Here is an 18,454-nt window from a genome sequence, read left to right as displayed (position 1 = left end):
CCCGCCTTAGCTTAGAGTAACCGGACAGCGTTAACGCGAAATGCTCTCCAGGGCCTCGCCGGCATACCGCTCCTTCACCCGCGTCGATAGGTCGCCCAGCGAGATCACGCCGACGATGCGGCCGTGCTTGTCCACCACGGGCGCGCGCCGAATCTGGCGCGAGGCCATCAGGTCCAGCACAGACTTCAGATCATCGGTGTCCAGCACGGTGTGCGGATCGCGCGTGATGTACTCGACGATCGGGGCGGTGGGGGCGGCCCCGGCGGCCAAGGCGCGGACCACCAGGTCGCGGTCGGTCACGGCGCCGATCAGCCGGTCTCCTTCGGCGACGGGCACGAAGCCGAAGTCGCCGCGCGCCATCCGTTCGGCCACCGCCTGGATCGTATCGCCGGGGCGCGCCAGATGGACGTCGCGGGTCATCACGTCGCGGATCTTCATCACGGGCCTTCCTTGTCTGACTGTCGCGCTGAAAACCCGTCGCGCGCATCGCGGTTCCGGCCTTACGGCGTCCGGGAAGGCGGCAGGTCTTTCGCCGCACGGACCAGCTGCACGAACTCGGCCCGGTCGCCATAGGGATCGTCGCCCCGCGCGCCTTGGGCCTGTTCGACGATCTGATCCCAGCCGTAGTCGGCCGCCATCCAGGGATCGTCCCTCAGCTTCTGACCGAAGGCGGCGACGGCCAAGGCCCAGCGCGTCGCTTCCGGCGGCTGGGCGCCGACGGGGCCGGTCGCAGCGTTGGTCAGGGGCTGCTGGATCAGCTCGGACCGGCTCTGGCCCGGCTGTTTGTAGCGGATCTGGATGAAGCCGATCTCGCCGTTCGGATCGCCGCCGCCGATCCCGATCCGATTGTCGGGATAGCGCCGCTCAGGGACCTGGGTCGCGCCGCCGACGGGGGTGATTTCATAGAGGGCGGTGACGCTGGCGCCGGAACCGACCTCGCCCGCGTCGATCCGGTCGTTGGCGAAGTCTTCCTCGTTCAGCAGCCGGGTTTCATATCCGATCAGCCGCCATTCGGCGACGCGGGCGGGGTTGAACTCGACCTGGATCTTGACGTCGTCGGCGATGGGGAAGGCGCCCTTGTCGAAGGCGGGCCCGAACAGGTGGCGCGCCTCGCGCAGACTGTCGACATAGGCCGCGACGCCGTTGCCCGCCTGGGCGATGGCCTGCATCCGCGCGTCCTGATAGTTGCCCCGCCCGAAGCCGTAGACCGACAGATAGATTCCCGTCTGGCGCTTGTCGGCGACATAGTCCTCCAGCCGCTTGTCGTCGGTGACGCCCACGTTGAAGTCGCCGTCGGTGAACATCAGGATGCGGTTGACCTTGTCACGGGCGAAGTTCGCCTGGGCCTGATCATAGGCGTTGGTCATGCCCGTCGCCCCCGCCGTGCCGCCCGAGGCGTAAAGGCTGGCGACGGCGCAGCGCATCTTCAGCTTCTGATCGCCCGGCGTCGGGGCCAGGGTCGTGCCGGCGCCTTCGGCGTAATAGGTGACGGCCAGGCTGTCCTGGGGGCGCAGCCGGTCGATGGCCAGGTTCATCGCCTTCTTGGCCAGGTCCAGCTTGTCGGGGCTGTTCATCGAACCCGAGACGTCCACCAGGAAGGTCAGGTTCAGCGGGCGGCGTTCGGCCTCAGGCAACTCATAGCCCTGAAGACCGATATGGACGATCTGGCGGCCGCCCCGATCGGCCTGCGGCGTCCCATCCCCGGCCGCCCAGGGCGAGGCCGTGATCGCGGTCGTGACGGAAAAGGGCCGCGCCTGGGAGGTGGGACGGTCGTAGCCGTAGTCGAAGGCGTTGATCAGCTCCTCGACCCGCACGGCGTCCTTCGGCGGGCGACGTCCCTCGTCGATGAAGCGACGGACGTTGGCGTAGGCGGCCGTGTCCACGTCGATCGAGAAGGTCGAGACCGGCTGATCCGCCGTCCGCTTCACCGGATTGGGCGTGGCGTCAGGATAGCGTTCGGTGTTCGTGGGAACCCCCGGCGGCGCCGGCGGCGGGGCGCTCGGCGCCGCATTCGCCTGGACGCGCGAGCCCGTCACCACGATCGGGGTGGCGAAGGATCGGGCGACCTCGCGCTGCGTCTGGGGCAGTCGAAAGCCGAAGGGGGCGCAGGCGGCCGGGGTGGGCTCGCCGTCCAGGGCCTTGCCCGAGGATGCGGGTCGGGTTTGCGCCTGGGTTTGGGCGAAGGCGGGGGGCGCCATCGGCGGCGTGGCGACCGACACCCCCAGGGCGGCGACGGCGGTGATCCTGAAGAGACGCGACATGGTTTCTCCCTCACGTGTTTGCGTCACTCGGCGGGCGGGCTGGGGCGAAACTGTGGCGCCGCAGTCGCCGTTCGTTCGTCGAACGAGGATTGTGTCGTCGGCGCCATCTCGCAATCTGAGGCGAGCCTCCCCACAATGGGAGCCTAGCTTCAGGGGTGCAGTATGGCCGAGCCGACGTCGGGATTGGATTTGGGGGCGGCGGCGGCGCTGCTGGCGGCGGGGGTGATCGCCGTGCCGGTGTTCAAACGGGTCGGCCTGGGCTCGGTGCTGGGCTATCTGGCGGCGGGCCTGGCCATCGGTCCGTTCGGCCTGAAGCTGTTCCGCGAGCCCGAGACCATTCTCCACGTCGCCGAGTTCGGCGTGGTCATCTTCCTGTTCATCATCGGGCTGGAGATGCGGCCCAAACGCCTGTGGGGACTGAGGAAAGAGATTTTCGGCCTGGGCGCGGCCCAGGTCCTGTTCTGCGGCTTCATTCTGACTCTGACCGCCATGCTGGCGGGCTTCTCCGCCCCCGTCGCCTTCGTCGGGGCCATGGGGTTTGTCCTGTCCTCCACCGCCGTCATCATGCAGATGCTGGAAGAGCGCGGCGCGATCGCGGGCGGAGCGGGACAGCGCGCGGTCTCCATCCTGCTGCTGGAAGACCTGGCCATCGTGCCGCTTCTGGCCGTCGTCGCCGTCCTGGCCTCGGTCCTGGGCGTGGCGAACGAACAGGCGCCGCCCCTGTGGCAGACCGTCGGCTTTGCGGTGGCGGCGGTCGGCGGGGTGCTGCTGGCCGGCAAATATCTGGTCAATCCGATCTTCCGTCTTCTGGCGCGCTACGGCGGGCGCGAGGTGATGACGGCTGCGGCCCTGCTGGTCGTCGTCGGCGCCGCCTGGGCCATGTCCCTGGGCGGTCTGTCGATGGCCATGGGCGCCTTCCTGGCGGGGGTCCTGCTGTCGGAATCCAGCTTCCGCCATCAGCTGGAAGCGGATGTGGAGCCGTTCCGGGCCATTCTGCTGGGCCTGTTCTTCCTCAGCGTCGGCATGTCGCTGGACCTGTCGGTGGTGGTCGCCGACTGGCGTCTGGTCGTCGGCGGCGTGGTCGCCTTCATGGCGGTGAAGGCTCTGGGCATCTATGCCGTCGCCCGCCTGTTCAAGGCTTCGCACCATGAGGCGGTGGAACGCGCGGCCCTGTTCGCCCAGGGCGGCGAGTTCGCCTTCGTCCTATATGGCGCGGCGGTGACGGCCGGTTTGTTCGACGCCCAGGTCGGGGCCATGATGTCGGCCATCGTCATCCTGTCTATGGCCCTGACGCCGCTGACCAGTCTGCTGACCCAGCGTCTCCTGCCCAAGCCGACCGTGTCGGCCGAAGATGCGGACGGCGTGGAATTCGCCAAGGATCTGCGCGGGCAGGTGCTGATCATCGGCTTCGGCCGTTTCGCCCAGGTCGTGTCCCAGCCCCTTCTGGCCCGCGACGTGGACGTCTCGATCATCGAGAACGACGTCGAGATGATCCAGGCCGCCTCCCAGTTCGGCTTCAAGGTCTATTACGGCGACGGCGCCCAGCTGCATACGCTGCGGGCGTCCGGCGCCGATGAGGCCGAGATCGTCCTGGTCTGCGTGGACAAGCCCGAGGTCGCCGACCGCATCGTCGAACTGGTCAAGTCCGAGTTTCCGACGACCAAGATCATGGCCCGCGCCTTCGACCGGGGCCATTCGATGCGGCTGATCCAGGCCGGAGTGGACTATCAGATCCGCGAGACCTTCGAATCCGCCCTGAAGTTCGGCGAACGCGCCCTGGTCGAACTGGGCATGGACGAGCACGAGGCGGCCGAGACGATTGGCGACGTGCGCCGCCGCGACGAAGCGCGGCTGGACCTTCAGTTGACCGGCGGCATCACGGCGGGCCGCCAGCTGATGCGCGGAAACATGCCGACGCCGCAGCCGGCCCCCTATATCAAGCCGCGCCGCGAGGGTCGGCTGTTGAACGAGGACGAGGCGGGTCCGTCCGCCCCGACGGCCGAGGACGAACCCGTCGCATCCTGAGCCTTATTGAGACGCCGCCTGATAACGGGCGCCGATCAGTTCGGCCCGGGCGCGCAGCCCCGCATCTTGGGACACGGCGGCGGCGATGGCGTTGAAGCGATCCACGGCCAGGCCCGAGCCCTGGACGGCGGCGGTCAGCTGGGCGCTCTGTTCCGGCGTGGCCTGGCCGTTCTGCACAGTGGCGGTGACGGCGCGGATCTTCTCCATGGCCTGGACGAACTGGGTCAGTTCGGCCTCGCTCACCCCGGCGGCGACGGAGCCGGGGACGGGCGGCGGCGCCTTCATGGCCCTGATCCGGGCGTCGATCACCGGATTGTCCGCAGCGGCGCGCGAAATGGCGTTGAAGCGCACGACCTCAAGCCCGGACTCCTGGACCGCAGCGGCCATTTCCGCCTGCTGTTCCGGCGTCGGCTGGGCACCGTTCAGGGTGTCGCTGACGGCGCGGACGCGGGTGATGGCGGCGTCGTATTTGCGCAGTTCTTCATCGGTGAAGGTCGAAGGATCGTTCGGATCGGCCGGGGCCGCCTGGGTCGGCGTCGTCTGGCCGGAGGCGGGTTGATAGGGCGTGGCGGTTTGGGCCTGGGCCCCTGCGGCCGTCAGAAGGGCGGCGGCGGAGACGAGAAGGGCGAAACGGGGCGCGCGCATCATGCGTGGTCCTTTCGGTCTGGCGTCCACGAAAGCCGTCAGTGACGACGACGACGCAATCACGCCGTCACTCGCCCGCGACGGTGGAGCCTTGAAGGGAACAGGAGGGCGGGGAGCCCGCCTAACCTAGGCGTTCGCGCCACGATCGCCACCCCGTCGGGCTGGAGAGCCGATCAAGGATGCGTTAGACGGTCGTGATCTGCGCAAGGGTCATCCGTATGAAACGTCTCGCCATCGCCGCAATGGCCGTCCTCGCCGTCGCCGTCCCCGCCGTCCAGGTGGACGCCTGGGGCAATACGGGGCACCGGCTGATCGGGGTGGCGGCGATGCGGGCCCTGCCGGACGACCTGCCCGCCTTTCTGAAGACCCCCGGCGCCGTCGCCGACGTGGGCGAACTGGCGCGCGAGCCCGACCGCTGGAAGGGCGCGGGCCAGCCGCATGACCGCGAGCGCGACACCGCCCACTTCATCGACCTGGACGATCAGGGGCGGGTCTTCGACCAGCGCGGCATGAGCTTGACCGCCCTGCCGCGTCTGAAGTCAGAGTATGACGCCGCCCTGACCCAGGCCGGTCTGGACGTCGATGACGCCGGCTATCTGCCCTACGCCATGATGGACGCCTGGCAGAACCTGGGCCGCGACTTCGCCTATTGGCGCGTGCTGAACGCCGCCGAAAAGCGCGAGACCAATATGGAGCGTCAGGCCTGGTACCGCGCCGACCGTATCCGCCGCGAGGCCCTGATCCTGCGAGACATCGGGGTGATGGGCCACTATGTCGGCGACGGCTCCCAGCCGCACCATACGACGATCCACTACAACGGCTGGGGCGATTTTCCGAACCCGGAAGGCTTCACCAATTCGCGCCAGACCCACGCCCAGTTCGAAGGCGCCTTCACCAGCCGCGTCGCCCGTCTGGATGCGGTCGAGGCCGCCATGCCCGCCGCCGATCTGACGGGTTTCGACGTCAAGGCGCGCACCGTCGCCTATCTGACCACCACGCTCGGCACGGTCGTTCCCTTCTATCGACTGGAGAAGGCGGGGGCCTTCCGCGACAACGATCCGCGCGGCGCGGCCTTCGTCAACGAACGGCTGGCGGCGGGCGCGGCCGAGCTGCGCGACTTCATCGCGGCCGCCTGGACCGCCTCCGCCGACGCCTCCATCGGCTGGCCCGCCGTCAAGGTCGCCGAGGTCGAGGCCGGAACCGCCGATCCCTGGCTGGCCCTGGTCGGCGAGGACTGACGCCCGTTATCCGCTCATCCCGGCGAAAGCCGGGACCCAGACCTTTGGGCGCTTCGATCTTGAAAGCGGCGCTCGACCTTTCGTCCGACGCATTAAGGCGCCGTTGGCGATGCGAAAGCACTGGGTCCCGGCTTTCGCCGGGATGAGCGGAAAGAGTATGTGCATCGAATGTCCGACCTCACTCCCCCCGCCGTCATCCTCGACAAGCCGCAGATGGCCGAGAACATCGGCGCCGTGGCGCGGGTGATGGCGAACTTCGGCCTTGTCGATCTGCGTCTGGTCAGTCCCCGCGACGGCTGGCCCCAGGAGCGAGCCTGGGCCACGGCCTCGGGCGCCGACTGGGTGCTGGAGGGGGTGCGGGTGTTCGACACGGTCGCCGAGGCCATCGCCGACCTCAACACCGTCTTCGCCACCACCGCCCGCCCGCGTGAGACGCGCCAGCCGGTCCGCACCCCGCGCGAGGCCAGTCGCGTCCTCTATGACGACACCGCCTCGGGCCTGAAGACCGGCCTGCTGTTCGGCGGCGAGCGCGCCGGCCTGGAGACGACCGACATCGCCCTGTGCGCCGGCATCGTCACCATTCCGATCGACCCGAAGCACCATTCGCTGAACCTGGCCCAGGCGGTGGCGATCAACGCCTATGAGTGGCGCACCCTGATCCTGGACGCCCCGCCGCCGCGCTTCCGCGAGGCTGAGCCGCCGGCGTCGAACGACCTGTTGATCGGCCTGTACGAACATCTGGAGGAGGAGCTGGAGAACGGCGGCTTCTTCTATCCGCCCGAGAAGAAGCGCTCGATGAGCCAGAACCTGCGCGTCATGCTGGGCCGCGCCGCCTTCTCCGAACAGGAGGTCGCCACCATGCGCGGCGCCATCCACGCCCTGGCCCGGGGCCGGGGCCGGGTGCTGGCCAAGATGGCGGCGGAACGGGCGGCGAAGGCTGAGAAGCCGGAAACGCCCGAGTGAAGGCGTTGCTGATCTACCCGCTGGCGGCGCTGGCGGAGATCGGCGGCTGTTTCGCCTTCTGGGCCTGGCTGAAGCTGGATCGCTCGCCGCTGTGGCTGGCGCCGGGCCTTGTTTGTCTGATCGCCTTCGCCTGGCTGCTGACCCTGGTCCCCAGCGAGGCGGCGGGCCGGGCCTTCGCCGCCTATGGCGGGGTCTATATCTGCGCCTCTCTGGTCTGGATGGCGATGGTCGAGAAGACGACGCCCGACCGCTGGGATCTGATCGGCGCGGCGGTCTGTCTGGTCGGGGCGGGGATCATCCTGTTCGGGCCGCGCGGCTAACCTGTTCTTCTTTCGTCATCTCCCGGTCTGCGCCGCGAAGGCGAGGCTTGCCGGAGGATGACGAAAGAAAAATCGTTACCCCACCCCCAGCAGGTCCGACCAGCGCCAGCTGCCCTTGCCCAGGGCGATCCGCGCCCCGTCGACGCCGTCCTCCAGGGTCAGCACGGCTAGGCCCGTCATCCGCTGGTTTCGGCACTCGGCCGGGGCGAAGGCGACCTCCAGCGCAATGGCCTGGCGCACTCCGGCCAGACCCTTGCCGGCCTGGTTGCGGCTTTGCAGCCAGTCGCCGTTCCAGACCAGCATGGCCCGACCGGCCGCGTTCATCTCCCGGCTGGCGGCGATGACGGCGCGGCGCACGGCGGCGTCGTCGCGCACCGCCTCCTGAACCCAGCGCACCATGTCGCAGGACCCGCCGCCGGAGCCTGGGCCTGATCCCGTCCCGCCGTTCCCGCCCGCGCCGCCGACTCCATTCCGCCCCGCCGCCCGGACCGGCGCCGACCGTCGCGGCGCCCGCCAGCTGCGCTGCGCCGAGCAGGGCAGGGGCGGTCCCGGCGGGGCGGGGCGGCGGCAGGGTTCGATATCGGGCGGAAGCCGGTCGACGATCTTGCGCGCCGCGCCCGCGACGGCGGGCGGGGCGTGTCGGGAGGCGGGCTTGGCCGGGGCGGGTGTCTGGGCCGCCGCAGCCGGGGCGTCCGGCGTCGGGGAAGGGTCCGGCGCGGGGATGCGCGCGGGCGGCGGCTGTGGCGGTGGAGCGACCAGTTCGACCAGGATCGCCGGCTCCGGCGTCGGCCGGGCCGGCGGCTCGGGCCGCACGGCCGTCATCATCAGCACCAGGGCCGCATGGCCGAAGACCACCGGCGCGACCGCCAGGGCCCGTCGCCGGATCGCCGCCGGGCTCAATCGCCGATCCGTGATGCGATGTGAGACGTCGTTCGCATGGTCATTCGCGACGAACCCCTGTAAAAAATCACGACTGTCTGTTGAAAACATTCAGTCGCGTCAGGAAGGTGGCGAAGGCGCGAATACAACTGGTCGCTGTCTAAGATCAGCAATAGTCCAGATTGTCCGCCATACGGCGAAGCCTGCTGGCGGCGCAACGTAACGGCGCGCCTTCTGGTTCCACTTGTTCATCGAAAATGGCGGGTTTCGTCGAAGACCGAACGGCTAAGCTGACATTTTGCCGCCTAAAGCGCGTCATTACTCCGCCTTGTCGCCTACCGCAGTTTCATCGGGCGCATGAACTGGGCGTGGCGCCCCCAGCAAGAAGGAGACATGAACTTGAGCAGATCGAAACTCAGGACGGCGGTCCTCGGCGGCGCCCTCGTCGCGATGGGCTTTGCGGCGAGCGGCTGCGCCAGCCATCGTTTCGTGCGTGATCAGGTCGAGGTGGTGGACAACCGGGTGACCCAGGTCGAGGGCACGGCGGGCCAGGCCCTGCAACGGGCCAATGACGCCCACAAGCTGGCGGAAGGCAAGTTCCTCTATCAGGCGTCCTGTCCGACGATTCCGTGAAGTTCCCGACCGACGCCGCCGCCCTGTCGCCCGAGGCGGAACAGCGGCTGGCCCAGTTCGCCCAGCGTCTGCAAAGCGAGAACCGCAACGTCTATCTGGAGATCCAGGGCTATACCGACTCCACCGGCACGCCCGAGCATAACGACCAGCTGGGCGAGCAGCGGGCCGAGGCCGTGCGCCGCTTCCTGAACCGCCAGGGCGTGGCCCTGAACCGGATGTCGACCATCTCCTATGGTCAGGAAGAGCCGGTGGCCTCGAACGACACCCCCGAAGGCCGGGCGCAGAACCGGCGCGTGACCATCGTCGTCCTGGCCTGATCAGGCTTGATCCAGAGATCGGCGGCCGCAGCGATGCGGCCGTCGTTTTCAGGTCTATAGGTCGCGGAAGAAGGCCGGCACGGCCTCGGTCGCAGGACCATAGACCCCCTCGTCGAACAGGCGCGCCCCTTGCGTCGGCTCCAGATTGATCTCGACCGTCCGTGCGCCGGCGTAGCGCGCCGACTGCACGAACCCCGCCGCCGGATAGACCGCCCCCGAGGTGCCGATGGAGACGAACAGGTCGCAGGCCGCCAGCGCCGCCTCGATCCGCTCCATCTGCAGCGGCATCTCCCCGAACCAGACGATGTGCGGCCGCATCCGCCCTTGCGGATGGTGCGGGGAAGGCTCGTCCGCCGCCATGTCCCCTGCCCAGTCCATCACCACGCCCGAACGGGTGCAGCGCGCCTTCAGCAGTTCGCCGTGCATATGGATCAGCTCGAACCCGGCGGCGGGCGACGTCTCGGCATGGGCCCGGTCGTGCAGATCGTCGACGTTCTGCGTCACCAGCAGGAAGTCGCCGTCCCACCGCGCGGCCAGCTCCGCTAGCGCGACATGCGCCGCATTGGGCCGGACCTCCGCCAGCTGCCGCCGTCGCTGATTGTAGAAGTCCTGCACCAGGGCGGGGTTCGCCGAATATCCCTCCGGCGTCGCCACCTCTTCCACCCTGTGCCCGCACCACAGGCCGTCGCTCGCGCGAAACGTCGGCACGCCGCTCTCGGCCGATATGCCGGCGCCGGTCAGGACGACGAGGTTGCGATGGGTCATGACCCTGATTAGCGCGTTCGACGCCGACGGTCAGCCTGCGTCCGATCTTGGCGTGGTTGCGCGATAGACATCGAATGTCGCGCGCACTTGCGAGTAAATCTCAAAAATCTGCACGAAAGTGCACTAAAAAATTCTGAGTGGCGTTTTCGGCGCGGGGCTAGCGTCGGCGACGCCCCTCGTGACACACAGGCGCAAACCGAGGAGTCCCCGCCATGAAAACCCGCGCCGCCGTCGCCTTCGAAGCCAAGAAGCCGCTCGAGATCGTCGAGGTCGATCTGGAGGGGCCGCGCGCCGGCGAGGTGCTGATCGAGATCAAGGCGACGGGGATCTGCCACACCGACGCCTATACGCTGGACGGTCTGGACAGCGAGGGCATCTTCCCCTCGATCCTGGGGCACGAAGGCGCGGGCGTGGTGGTCGAGGTGGGGCCGGGCGTGACCTCGGTCGCCGTCGGCGACCACGTCATTCCGCTGTACACGCCCGAGTGCCGTCAGTGTAAGTCGTGCCTGTCGCGCAAGACCAACCTCTGCACCTCGATCCGCGCCACCCAAGGCAAGGGTCTGATGCCCGACGGGACCAGCCGCTTCAGCTACAAGGGCCAGGCCATCGCCCACTATATGGGCTGTTCGACCTTCTCCAACTACACCGTCCTGCCCGAGATCGCGGTGGCCAAGATCAGGAAGGACGCCCCCTTCGATAAGGCCTGCTACGTCGGCTGCGGCGTGACCACCGGCGTCGGGGCCGTGGTCAATACGGCCAAGGTCGAGCCGGGCGCCAACGCCGTGGTCTTCGGCCTGGGCGGCATCGGCCTGAACGTCATTCAGGGGCTGAAGATGGTCGGCGCCGACATGATCGTGGGCGTGGACATCAACCCCGACAAGGAAGAGTGGGGCCGCCGCTTCGGCATGACCCATTTCGTCAATCCGAAAGAGGTCTCCGACGTGGTCGCCCATCTGGTCGAACTGACCGGCGGCGGCGCCGACTACACCTTCGACTGCACCGGCAACACTGTGGTCATGCGCCAGGCGCTTGAGGCCTGCCACCGCGGCTGGGGCGAGAGCATCATCATCGGCGTGGCCGAGGCGGGCAAGGAGATCGCCACCCGCCCGTTCCAGCTGGTCACCGGCCGGGTCTGGCGCGGCTCCGCCTTCGGCGGGGCGCGCGGCCGCACCGATACGCCCAAGATCGTCGACTGGTACATGGACGGCAAAATCGAGATCGACCCGATGATCACCCACACCCTGCCGCTGGAGCGCATCAACGAGGCTTTCGACCTGATGCACGCCGGAGAGAGCATCCGGTCGGTGGTGGTGTTCTAGTTCAAGGGAGAGAAACGCATGTTCACCCACATCACCGTCGGCGCCAATGACGTCGAGGCCTCGCGCCGCTTCTATGACGCCGCCCTGGGCGCGCTCGGCCTTGATCCGGCCATGGGGCCGGATCCCAAGGGCCGCTACTGGTGGCGCACGGCCCACGGCGCCTTCGCCGTGGGCAAGCCGATCGACGGCGAACCGGCCTGCCACGCCAACGGCGGCACCATCGGCTTTGCGGCCAAGGACACGGCGGCGGTCGACGCCTTCCACGCCGCGGGCGTGGAGGCCGGCGGAACCGCGATCGAAGACCCGCCCGGCCTGCGCCAGGGGACGTTCGGCAAACTGTATCTGGCCTATCTGCGCGATCCGTCGGGCAACAAGATCTGCGCCGTGCACCGGGTCGGCTGAACGGCCTGGGTGAGGCGTTGGCGTCGTGATAGCGCTATGCTATCATGACTTATGGCTCAGGTTCTGGTTCGCGATCTCGACGACTATATCGTCGCCCGTCTCAAGATGATGGCGAAGGCGGAGAACATTTCCCTGGAGCAGAAGTTCAGGGACATGGCCGCGCGCGAGGCCATGGACGTCGAGGCGCGGTTCGAGGCGGCTTCTCGACGATCCCGCGAGCAAACGCGAGGCTCAGCGCTCGACTCCACGGCTCTGATCCGCGAAGACCGCGATCAGTGAGCGCTGTCTTCGACGCCAGCGTCGTCGTCAAATGGTTCATCGACGATCCGCTGGCTGACGCCGCGATCGAGGCGCGCCAAATACACGGCCCGGCCGTTGCGCCGGACCTGATGCTGATGGAAGCGGCCAATGTTTTTCGTCGCTATGTCGTTCGTGGCGAATTGCAGGCGTCGTCCGCGACAGAGAATTTGTCCATCATTCGGCAGGTCGTCGATCTGACCGATCACCGAGCGCTGATTTCGGAAGCCTTCACCTTAGCCTGCGACCTCAACCATTCCATGATCGACTGCCTTTATGCCGTGACGGCGCGACGGCAGGGGCTGGCGCTCATCACCGCCGATGGCAAGCTCGCTCGCAAACTGGGCGCCGTCAATGACATGGATGTTCGTCTCCTGAGCCTGCCGGAAAGCGTCGCATGAGCCTCCAAACCACCAAGACCCACGCCGTCCACGGCGGAACCCTGCGCTATCTGAAACACGACAGCGCGGCCACGGGCGCGCCCATGACCCTGTCGGTCTTCGTTCCGGGCGGGGAGGGGCCGTTCCCCGTGCTGATCTGGCTGTCGGGCCTGACCTGCACCGAGGATAATTTCACCACCAAGGCCGGCGCCTACCAGGCCGCCGCCGAGCACGGCCTCATCATCGTGGCGCCGGACACCAGCCCGCGCGGCCCCGATCTTGAGGGAAGAGGCGTCGCCGACGACCCGGCCTATGACCTGGGCCAGGGGGCGGGCTTCTACGTCGATGCGACGCAGGCGCCCTGGGCGCCGCATTTCCGCATGGAGACCTATGTCACGGACGAACTGATCGGCCTGATCGACGCCGAGTTCCCGACCACCGGCGTCCGCTCGATCAGCGGCCATTCCATGGGCGGGCACGGCGCCTTGACCCTGGCGCTTCGTCACCCCGACCTGTTCCGCTCGGTCTCGGCCTTCGCCCCCATCTGTTCGCCGACGCGCTGCCCCTGGGGCGAAAAGGCCTTCACCGCCTATCTGGGCGAGGACCGCGCCGAATGGGACCGCCACGACGCCACCAGGCTGATCGAGGCGGGCGCCGCGCGCGGCGCGTATGACGACATACTGGTGGACCAGGGCGACGCCGACAGCTTCCTGACCGACCAGCTGAAGCCCGAACTGCTGCGCGCGGCCGCCGAGACCGCAGGCCAGGGCCTGACCCTGCGGATGCAGCCCGGCTATGACCACTCCTACTTCTTCATGACCAGCTTCATCGCCGACCACGTCGCCTTTCACGCCGCGCGGTTGAGGGGCTAGAATCATGAGCCTTCGGCTGACGCTGTTTGCCGGCATGGCCTTGTGCCTTTCGGCCGGGGCGTCGGCGGCGCAGGAGCAGTCCGGCGATCTGGATTGGCGCCCCCAGGGCGTCGTTCCCGCCTATGCCGAGGCGGGGCCGTTGATCCGCATTGATCAGGGGCACGGCAGCCTTCAGACGATCGAGGGACGCTATGCGGGTTTCGCCGCCCTGCTGCGCGCCGACGGCTATCGGGTGGAGGCGGGGCGCGGGCGTCTGGACGAGGCCGGCGCGCTGCGGGACGTCGCGGTGCTGGTGGTCGTCAATCCCGCCGCTCCCGAAGACGGATCTCGCATTTCAGCCTTCGATCCCGGCGAAATCGAAGCGGCGGCCAACTGGGTCAGCCAGGGCGGCTCGCTGCTGCTGGTCGCCGATCATGCGCCCCACGGTTCGGCGGCGGAGGCCCTGGCGGAGCGGTTCGGCGTCAAAATGGGCAAGGGCTACGCCTTTCAGCGGATAGGCGACGATCTGACCGCCAACCTGACCTTTCCGTCTCAGGCCCTGGGCGATCATCCCATCATCGCCGGGCGAAATGAAGCCGAGCGCGTCCGCGTCGTGAAGACCTTTACGGGCCAGTCGCTGGAGGGCCCCGCCGGCTCCACCATCTTGATGGCGATGAGCGCGGACGCTCTGGAGGCGACCGACAGAGAGGCCTTGCAAGCCGTTCGGGAGGGCCTGGCCCGAGGCGAGCGGGCCGAAACCCTATTCAGCGGGCACACGCGACCGGCGTTACCCGCCCAGGGTCTGGCCTTCTCCTTTGGACGGGGGCGGGTGGTGGTGCTGGGCGAGGCGGCGATGTTGACCGCCCAGATCATTCGTTTTCCCGACCAGCCGGACCGCGCGCCGGTTCGGTTCGGTCTCAACACTGAAGGGCACGACGATCAGCAGTTTGCGCTGAACCTGGCGCACTGGCTGTCCCGTCTGATCCCCTGATGTTAAGGGGACGGCATGAGCGCCCCCGATCCCTATGAGCCGATGTTTTCCGCCCTGTGCCGCGAGGTGGGGTTCTGCCTGCATGAGAAGGGGCAAAAGCGCGTGATCGCGGCCCTGCCGGGCGGGCTGGACGCCGCCGTGCGGGCGGTCCTCGCTGCGGAAGGGGTGGACGAGCCCAATGCGCCGGGCGATCTGAAACGGGCCGTGCGCGACTGTCTGAAGTCCAACTTGCCAGCTTGACCGTTCCCGGTCGATAAGTCGGAACGAATCCGGGCGTCGTCGCTTGGGTTTCACGAACGGGCGCCTAGATGAGGCGTATCGGAAATCTGTCGCGAGAGGAAACTCCCCATGGCCTTCACCCTGCCCCCGCTGCCCTATGCCTATGACGCGCTGGAGCCGGCCATCGACAAGGAGACGATGACCTTCCACCATGACAAGCACCACCAGACCTATGTCGACAATCTGAACAAGGCGGTCGACGCCGACGCCTCGCTTCAGAACAAGACTCTGGAAGAGATCTTCACCAGCATCTCGACCGCGCCCAAGGCCGTGCGCAACAACGGCGGCGGTCACTGGAACCACAGCCTGTTCTGGGAACTGCTGGCCCCGGCGGGTCAGGCGGGCGAACCCTCGGCCGAGCTGGCCGCCGCCATCGACCGCGACCTGGGCGGCATGGACAAGTTCAAGGAAGACTTCAACGCCGCCGGCGCCGCCCAGTTCGGCTCGGGCTGGGCCTGGCTGATCGTGCAGAACGGCAAGCTGAAGATCACCTCCACCCCGAACCAGGACAATCCGCTGATGGATGTGGTCGAGGAGCGGGGCGAGGTCGTTCTGGGCGCCGACGTCTGGGAACACGCCTATTATCTGAAATACCAGAACCGCCGCGCCGACTATCTGAAGTCGTTCTGGACGGTGGTGAACTGGAATAAGGTCAACGAACTGTACGCCGCCGCGGTCGCCCAATAAGCGGGCTTAGGCAAGCCGAACGAACACCCGCCGGAGAGACCTCCGGCGGGTGTTTTCGTCAGATGGGCAGGCCGTCGCGCAGCCGGTCGTTCATCCGCTCGGCGTGATGGCGGCGCACGGTGCGGCGCTGGCGCAGCAGGTCGTGGATGCCGTCGGCCAGATCCAGCAGCTGGTGGTCGCTGAGCGGCTCGACCAGTTCGACCAGCCTGCGTTTCAGCGTCTCGAACCCGCGGTCGGACAGGCCGGCCTGAAAGCGTGGGGCGTCGGTTCGCATTTCAATCCTCCCTTCTCCTCGGCGGTCTGCGTCGGAACAGGAAAGAAGCGAGGCCCGGCTTGGTTCCCCGCCATCGTGCTTAACGGCCTGTCTGACTTGACTCCGACAGTCTGCATGGCCATAAGCGCCGCCTTCCACGCCTCGGTTCGCCGCAGGCGGGATTCATGACGGAAGATGCGTGGACCGCCGTTGAGATCGCATCCCCAATTCAGGGGACGCCGGGCCGCATCGTCGAAAAGAGAATAGAATGTCCAAGCGCCACAGCGCCAAATACAAGATCGACCGCGCCATGGGTGAAAACCTGTGGGGTCGCGCCAAGTCTCCGGTCAACAAGCGTTCCTACGGTCCCGGTCAGCACGGCCAACGCCGCAAGTCCAAGGTCTCTGACTTCGGCCTGCAACTGAAGGCCAAGCAGAAGCTGAAGGGCTACTACGGCAACATCACCGAAAAGCAGTTCGCCAAGACCTATGACGAGGCTGCTCGCCGCAAGGGCAACACCTCGGAAAACCTGATCGGCCTGCTGGAATCGCGCCTGGACGCCATCGTCTATCGCGCCAAGTTCGTGCCCACCGTCTGGGCCGCCCGCCAGTTCGTCAGCCACGGCCACGTCCTGGTCAACGGCAAGAAGGTCGACATCGGTTCCTACCGCGTGAAGCCCGACGACGTCGTCTCGGTGAAGGAAAAGTCGCGCAACATGGCCCTGGTGCTGGAAGCCCAGCAGTCGTCGGAACGCGACGTGCCGGACTATCTGGAACTGTCGGACCGTTCGTTCGCGGTGCGTTACGTCCGCGTGCCGGAACTGTCGGACGTGCCCTACGCCGTCAAGATGGAACCGAACCTGGTCGTCGAATACTACGCTTCGTAAGCCGAGCTTACGAAGCTTTCTTCAAGGGGGCTATCGCCCTTCGGGCTACTTGAGCCCCTTGGTCGTCCCTTTGAAGTGTTCAGTTGAGGGCCTCGGATTCGTCCGGGGCCTTTCGCCTTTTATGCTGTTCCCTCAAGGAGCGAACAGGCGCATTCTCGGCCGGTTCAGGCTTTGAGGCAGGGGAGGTCGTCCGTTGCACGACTCCATCATGAAACGCTTGGCTTTGATCGCCGCCGCATCGGCGAGCTTGGCCGCCTGTGCGGGCGGTCTGGACGGGCCCACCGTCTCGACCGTCGGCATGCCCGGCGCCCTGGAGCCGATCCATGCAGCGGCCTTCACCAAGGACCAGGCGGTCTTCTGGGTCAGCTCCAACGGCTGCACCCGCAAGGAGGATCTGATCCCCATCGTCAGCATCAAGGGCGGGGACGCGATCATCACCCTGCGCCGGATCGACGAGGACAGGTGCGACAAGCCCTCAATCCGCGGCGTCGAGCTGAAATGGTCGTTCGAGGAACTGGGCCTGGCGCCCGGCTCGCCCGTCAGCGTCAACAATCCCTATCAACTGCCCCAGACCTGAACGGCCCGGGCGACTCGGTCCGGCGGATCAAGCCCGACCTTTCCGATTGTTCACCTGGCTTGCCGAAAATTCACGTGTGTGGCGGCGGTGAGCGCGTCACAAAAGGCTCAAGCTTCAACTGGGGAACACCAATGCTTCGTCTCGCTCTCGCCATCGCCATCGCCGCCCCGCTGCTGTCGGGCTGCATCATCGTTTCGACCGAAAAGCCGACCACCCGGGTGATCACCACCCCGGCGTCCGACCAATGATGCGGGGGCTGCGTATCCTGGCGGTCGGCGCCCTGGCCGCACCGCTGCTGGCCGGCTGCGTCATCTATGACAGCGAGGCCGGCGAGAATGTCTCGGTCAACGTCTCGCGCAAGGACGGGCCTCCGGCGGAGGCCATCCGCGAGGCCCGCTTCGCCGACGGCGCCCTGGTGGCGCGGGTCGATTCCAACGGCTGCACCCAGGCGTCGGATTTCGAAGTGTCGATCGCCGACAATGATCCGACCGAAATCACCCTGCGCCGGACCAAACAGGACCTGTGCAAGGCCCTGGTTCCCGACGGGGTCGAACTGCGCTGGACCTATGCCGAACTGGGTCTGGAGCCGGGAACCCCGGCCCGCATCGTCAATCCGCTGAAATAGCCGTCGCCCCGGTCGTCGTCGAAAAGACGGCGACCATCGGCGGGGGGATGCGGTGCGGCCTCAAGGTGGCGGCGTCCACCAGGCACCATTCGGACACGCCCTGGGCGCACAGCCGGCCCTGGCCGTCCTCGATCCGAACATAGCGGTTGAACCGCGGCCCCTGGGGATCGCCGACCCAGGTACGGGCCATGACGCCGGTCGCATTCGGCTCTATGGCGCGCAGATAGTCGATCTCGTGCCGCAGGGCGACCCAGGACCAGCGGGCCCGCGTCTCTTCGTCGAACCGGGCGTTCCAATGGGCCGTGCCGACGTCCTGAAGCCAGCCGACATAGACCACATTGTTCACATGGCCGTTGGCGTCGATATGGTCGGGCCGGACCTCCAGCGGGACGACGAAGACCTCCCGGTCCTCGCGCGGCGTCAGGGCGGGACGCGCCATCAGGCCTCGCCCGCGCCCCCGTCCAGGGCCACGCCCTTTTCGGCCATCAGGGCCTGAAGCTCGCCGGCCTGGAACATCTCGCGCACGATGTCCGAGCCGCCGACGAATTCGCCCTTCACATAGAGCTGGGGAATGGTCGGCCAGTCGGTGAAGGTCTTGACGCCTTCGCGCAGGGCCTCGTCCTGCAAGACGTCGACGCCGACGAAGGGCGCGCCCACATGGTCGAGAATCTGCACCGCCAGGGACGAGAAGCCGCAGCGCGGCTGGTCCGGCGTGCCCTTCATGAACAGGACGACGTCGTGCTGGCTCACGGTGTCGCTGATGAAGGCGTGGACGGGGTCGGCGGAAACGGTGTCGGTCACGGGAGAAGCCTTTCGCGAAGACCGTCAGCTAGGGAGAGGGGACCGCCGGGTCAAGGCGCG

At 67.5% G+C, this 18,454-nt stretch carries 23 protein-coding genes and 1 pseudogene; 16 read left to right on the top strand and 8 right to left on the bottom strand.

Annotation, left to right across the window (positions count from 1 at the left end; all coding sequences use genetic code 11):
- Nucleotides 1-30: 30 nt before the first annotated feature.
- On the bottom strand, nt 31-438 hold the full coding sequence (locus tag JMT67_RS08025; protein ID WP_152948888.1) for a CBS domain-containing protein: 408 nt from the start codon (nt 436-438) through the stop codon (nt 31-33).
- 62 nt (nt 439-500) lie between these two features.
- Entirely contained in the window at nt 501-2,261 is a 1,761-nt protein-coding gene (locus JMT67_RS08020) for a vWA domain-containing protein (protein WP_201463166.1), read from the bottom strand.
- Between the two features lie 162 nt (nt 2,262-2,423).
- Here JMT67_RS08020 and JMT67_RS08015 point away from each other — a divergent pair, with 162 nt between their 5' ends.
- Nucleotides 2,424-4,286, top strand: a complete 1,863-nt coding sequence (locus JMT67_RS08015) for a monovalent cation:proton antiporter-2 (CPA2) family protein (protein ID WP_201463165.1) — start codon at nt 2,424-2,426, stop codon at nt 4,284-4,286.
- Between the two features lie 3 nt (nt 4,287-4,289).
- Here JMT67_RS08015 and JMT67_RS08010 read toward each other — a convergent pair whose 3' ends face one another.
- Nucleotides 4,290-4,931 (bottom strand): DUF4168 domain-containing protein, encoded by a 642-nt coding sequence (locus tag JMT67_RS08010; RefSeq protein ID WP_201463164.1) that lies wholly within the window; start codon nt 4,929-4,931, stop codon nt 4,290-4,292.
- Nucleotides 4,932-5,149: 218 nt separating this feature from the next.
- Here JMT67_RS08010 and JMT67_RS08005 point away from each other — a divergent pair, with 218 nt between their 5' ends.
- From JMT67_RS08005 to JMT67_RS07995, 3 genes are all read left to right on the top strand, one after another.
- Nucleotides 5,150-6,169, top strand: coding sequence for a phospholipase C/P1 nuclease family protein (locus JMT67_RS08005; protein WP_201463163.1), 1,020 nt, complete (start codon nt 5,150-5,152; stop codon nt 6,167-6,169).
- Between the two features lie 168 nt (nt 6,170-6,337).
- Entirely contained in the window at nt 6,338-7,132 is a 795-nt protein-coding gene (locus JMT67_RS08000) for an RNA methyltransferase (RefSeq protein ID WP_201463162.1), read from the top strand.
- Entirely contained in the window at nt 7,129-7,452 is a 324-nt protein-coding gene (locus tag JMT67_RS07995) for a YnfA family protein (protein ID WP_191554540.1), read from the top strand. Before JMT67_RS08000 ends, JMT67_RS07995 begins: the two co-directional genes overlap by 4 nt.
- 75 nt (nt 7,453-7,527) lie before the next feature.
- Here JMT67_RS07995 and JMT67_RS07990 read toward each other — a convergent pair whose 3' ends face one another.
- Nucleotides 7,528-8,352 carry a hypothetical protein gene (locus JMT67_RS07990; RefSeq protein ID WP_201463161.1) on the bottom strand — a complete coding sequence of 275 codons (825 nt, stop codon included), beginning with the start codon at nt 8,350-8,352 and terminating at the stop codon, nt 7,528-7,530.
- A 372-nt stretch (nt 8,353-8,724) separates the two neighbouring features.
- Here JMT67_RS07990 and JMT67_RS07985 point away from each other — a divergent pair.
- Nucleotides 8,725-9,281 (top strand): annotated as a pseudogene (locus JMT67_RS07985) (OmpA family protein).
- Nucleotides 9,282-9,335: 54 nt separating this feature from the next.
- Here the strand turns inward: JMT67_RS07985 and cobB are convergent.
- Nucleotides 9,336-10,046 (bottom strand): Sir2 family NAD+-dependent deacetylase, encoded by a 711-nt coding sequence (gene cobB, locus JMT67_RS07980; RefSeq protein ID WP_183215151.1) that lies wholly within the window; start codon nt 10,044-10,046, stop codon nt 9,336-9,338.
- A 212-nt stretch (nt 10,047-10,258) separates the two neighbouring features.
- On the opposite strand from cobB, the gene JMT67_RS07975 reads away from it, so the two are divergent.
- The 8 genes from JMT67_RS07975 (at nt 10,259) to JMT67_RS07940 (ending at nt 15,252) form a co-directional block, all read left to right on the top strand.
- Nucleotides 10,259-11,365, top strand: coding sequence for an S-(hydroxymethyl)glutathione dehydrogenase/class III alcohol dehydrogenase (locus JMT67_RS07975; protein WP_183215150.1), 1,107 nt, complete (start codon nt 10,259-10,261; stop codon nt 11,363-11,365).
- Nucleotides 11,366-11,383: 18 nt separating this feature from the next.
- A complete protein-coding gene (locus tag JMT67_RS07970; RefSeq protein ID WP_201463160.1) occupies nt 11,384-11,767 on the top strand; it encodes a VOC family protein in 384 nt (127 codons plus the stop codon).
- A 51-nt stretch (nt 11,768-11,818) separates the two neighbouring features.
- The gene (locus tag JMT67_RS07965) at nt 11,819-12,046 is read left to right on the top strand and encodes a FitA-like ribbon-helix-helix domain-containing protein (RefSeq protein ID WP_201463159.1); all 228 of its coding nucleotides are present in this window, start codon (nt 11,819-11,821) and stop codon (nt 12,044-12,046) included.
- Nucleotides 12,043-12,465, top strand: coding sequence for a type II toxin-antitoxin system VapC family toxin (locus tag JMT67_RS07960; protein WP_183215147.1), 423 nt, complete (start codon nt 12,043-12,045; stop codon nt 12,463-12,465). The genes JMT67_RS07965 and JMT67_RS07960 overlap by 4 nt, the downstream gene beginning before the upstream one ends.
- Complete coding sequence (fghA, locus tag JMT67_RS07955; protein ID WP_201463158.1) at nt 12,462-13,316, top strand: S-formylglutathione hydrolase; 855 nt, start codon at nt 12,462-12,464, stop codon at nt 13,314-13,316. The genes JMT67_RS07960 and fghA overlap by 4 nt, the downstream gene beginning before the upstream one ends.
- A 4-nt stretch (nt 13,317-13,320) precedes the next feature.
- Nucleotides 13,321-14,286, top strand: a complete 966-nt coding sequence (locus tag JMT67_RS07950; RefSeq protein ID WP_183215145.1) for a DUF4350 domain-containing protein — start codon at nt 13,321-13,323, stop codon at nt 14,284-14,286.
- Between the two features lie 15 nt (nt 14,287-14,301).
- Nucleotides 14,302-14,526, top strand: a complete 225-nt coding sequence (locus tag JMT67_RS07945) for a hypothetical protein (RefSeq protein WP_201463157.1) — start codon at nt 14,302-14,304, stop codon at nt 14,524-14,526.
- Nucleotides 14,527-14,634: 108 nt separating this feature from the next.
- The gene (locus JMT67_RS07940; protein ID WP_054763946.1) at nt 14,635-15,252 is read left to right on the top strand and encodes a superoxide dismutase; all 618 of its coding nucleotides are present in this window, start codon (nt 14,635-14,637) and stop codon (nt 15,250-15,252) included.
- A 58-nt stretch (nt 15,253-15,310) separates the two neighbouring features.
- Here the strand turns inward: JMT67_RS07940 and JMT67_RS07935 are convergent, their stop codons facing one another.
- Nucleotides 15,311-15,526 (bottom strand): hypothetical protein, encoded by a 216-nt coding sequence (locus JMT67_RS07935; protein WP_201463156.1) that lies wholly within the window; start codon nt 15,524-15,526, stop codon nt 15,311-15,313.
- A gap of 247 nt (nt 15,527-15,773) precedes the next feature.
- Here JMT67_RS07935 and rpsD point away from each other — a divergent pair, with 247 nt between their 5' ends.
- The 3 genes from rpsD (at nt 15,774) to JMT67_RS07920 (ending at nt 17,593) form a co-directional block, all read left to right on the top strand.
- Nucleotides 15,774-16,391, top strand: coding sequence for a 30S ribosomal protein S4 (gene rpsD / locus JMT67_RS07930; protein ID WP_054763944.1), 618 nt, complete (start codon nt 15,774-15,776; stop codon nt 16,389-16,391).
- 208 nt (nt 16,392-16,599) lie between these two features.
- Nucleotides 16,600-16,968 carry a hypothetical protein gene (locus JMT67_RS07925; RefSeq protein ID WP_054766727.1) on the top strand — a complete coding sequence of 123 codons (369 nt, stop codon included), beginning with the start codon at nt 16,600-16,602 and terminating at the stop codon, nt 16,966-16,968.
- A gap of 244 nt (nt 16,969-17,212) precedes the next feature.
- The gene (locus tag JMT67_RS07920) at nt 17,213-17,593 is read left to right on the top strand and encodes a hypothetical protein (RefSeq protein WP_054763942.1); all 381 of its coding nucleotides are present in this window, start codon (nt 17,213-17,215) and stop codon (nt 17,591-17,593) included.
- On the opposite strand, the gene JMT67_RS07915 is transcribed toward JMT67_RS07920, so the two are convergent.
- Together JMT67_RS07915 and grxD are read right to left on the bottom strand one after the other, a co-directional pair.
- Nucleotides 17,577-18,032: an acyl-CoA thioesterase gene (locus tag JMT67_RS07915; RefSeq protein WP_201463155.1), complete on the bottom strand. Its 456-nt coding sequence runs from the start codon at nt 18,030-18,032 to the stop codon at nt 17,577-17,579. The two genes, JMT67_RS07920 and JMT67_RS07915, sit on opposite strands and share 17 nt — an antisense overlap.
- Nucleotides 18,032-18,394 carry a Grx4 family monothiol glutaredoxin gene (gene grxD, locus JMT67_RS07910; protein ID WP_054763940.1) on the bottom strand — a complete coding sequence of 121 codons (363 nt, stop codon included), beginning with the start codon at nt 18,392-18,394 and terminating at the stop codon, nt 18,032-18,034. The genes JMT67_RS07915 and grxD overlap by 1 nt, the downstream gene beginning before the upstream one ends.
- Between the last annotated feature and the right edge of the window lie 60 nt (nt 18,395-18,454).

It is taken from the genome of Brevundimonas aurantiaca (genome assembly GCF_904830995.1).
GTDB classification, from domain to species: Bacteria; Pseudomonadota; Alphaproteobacteria; order Caulobacterales; family Caulobacteraceae; genus Brevundimonas; species Brevundimonas aurantiaca.
The sequence above is the reverse complement of the archived record's forward strand: the minus strand, read 5'-3'. Positions and strand labels throughout refer to the sequence as shown.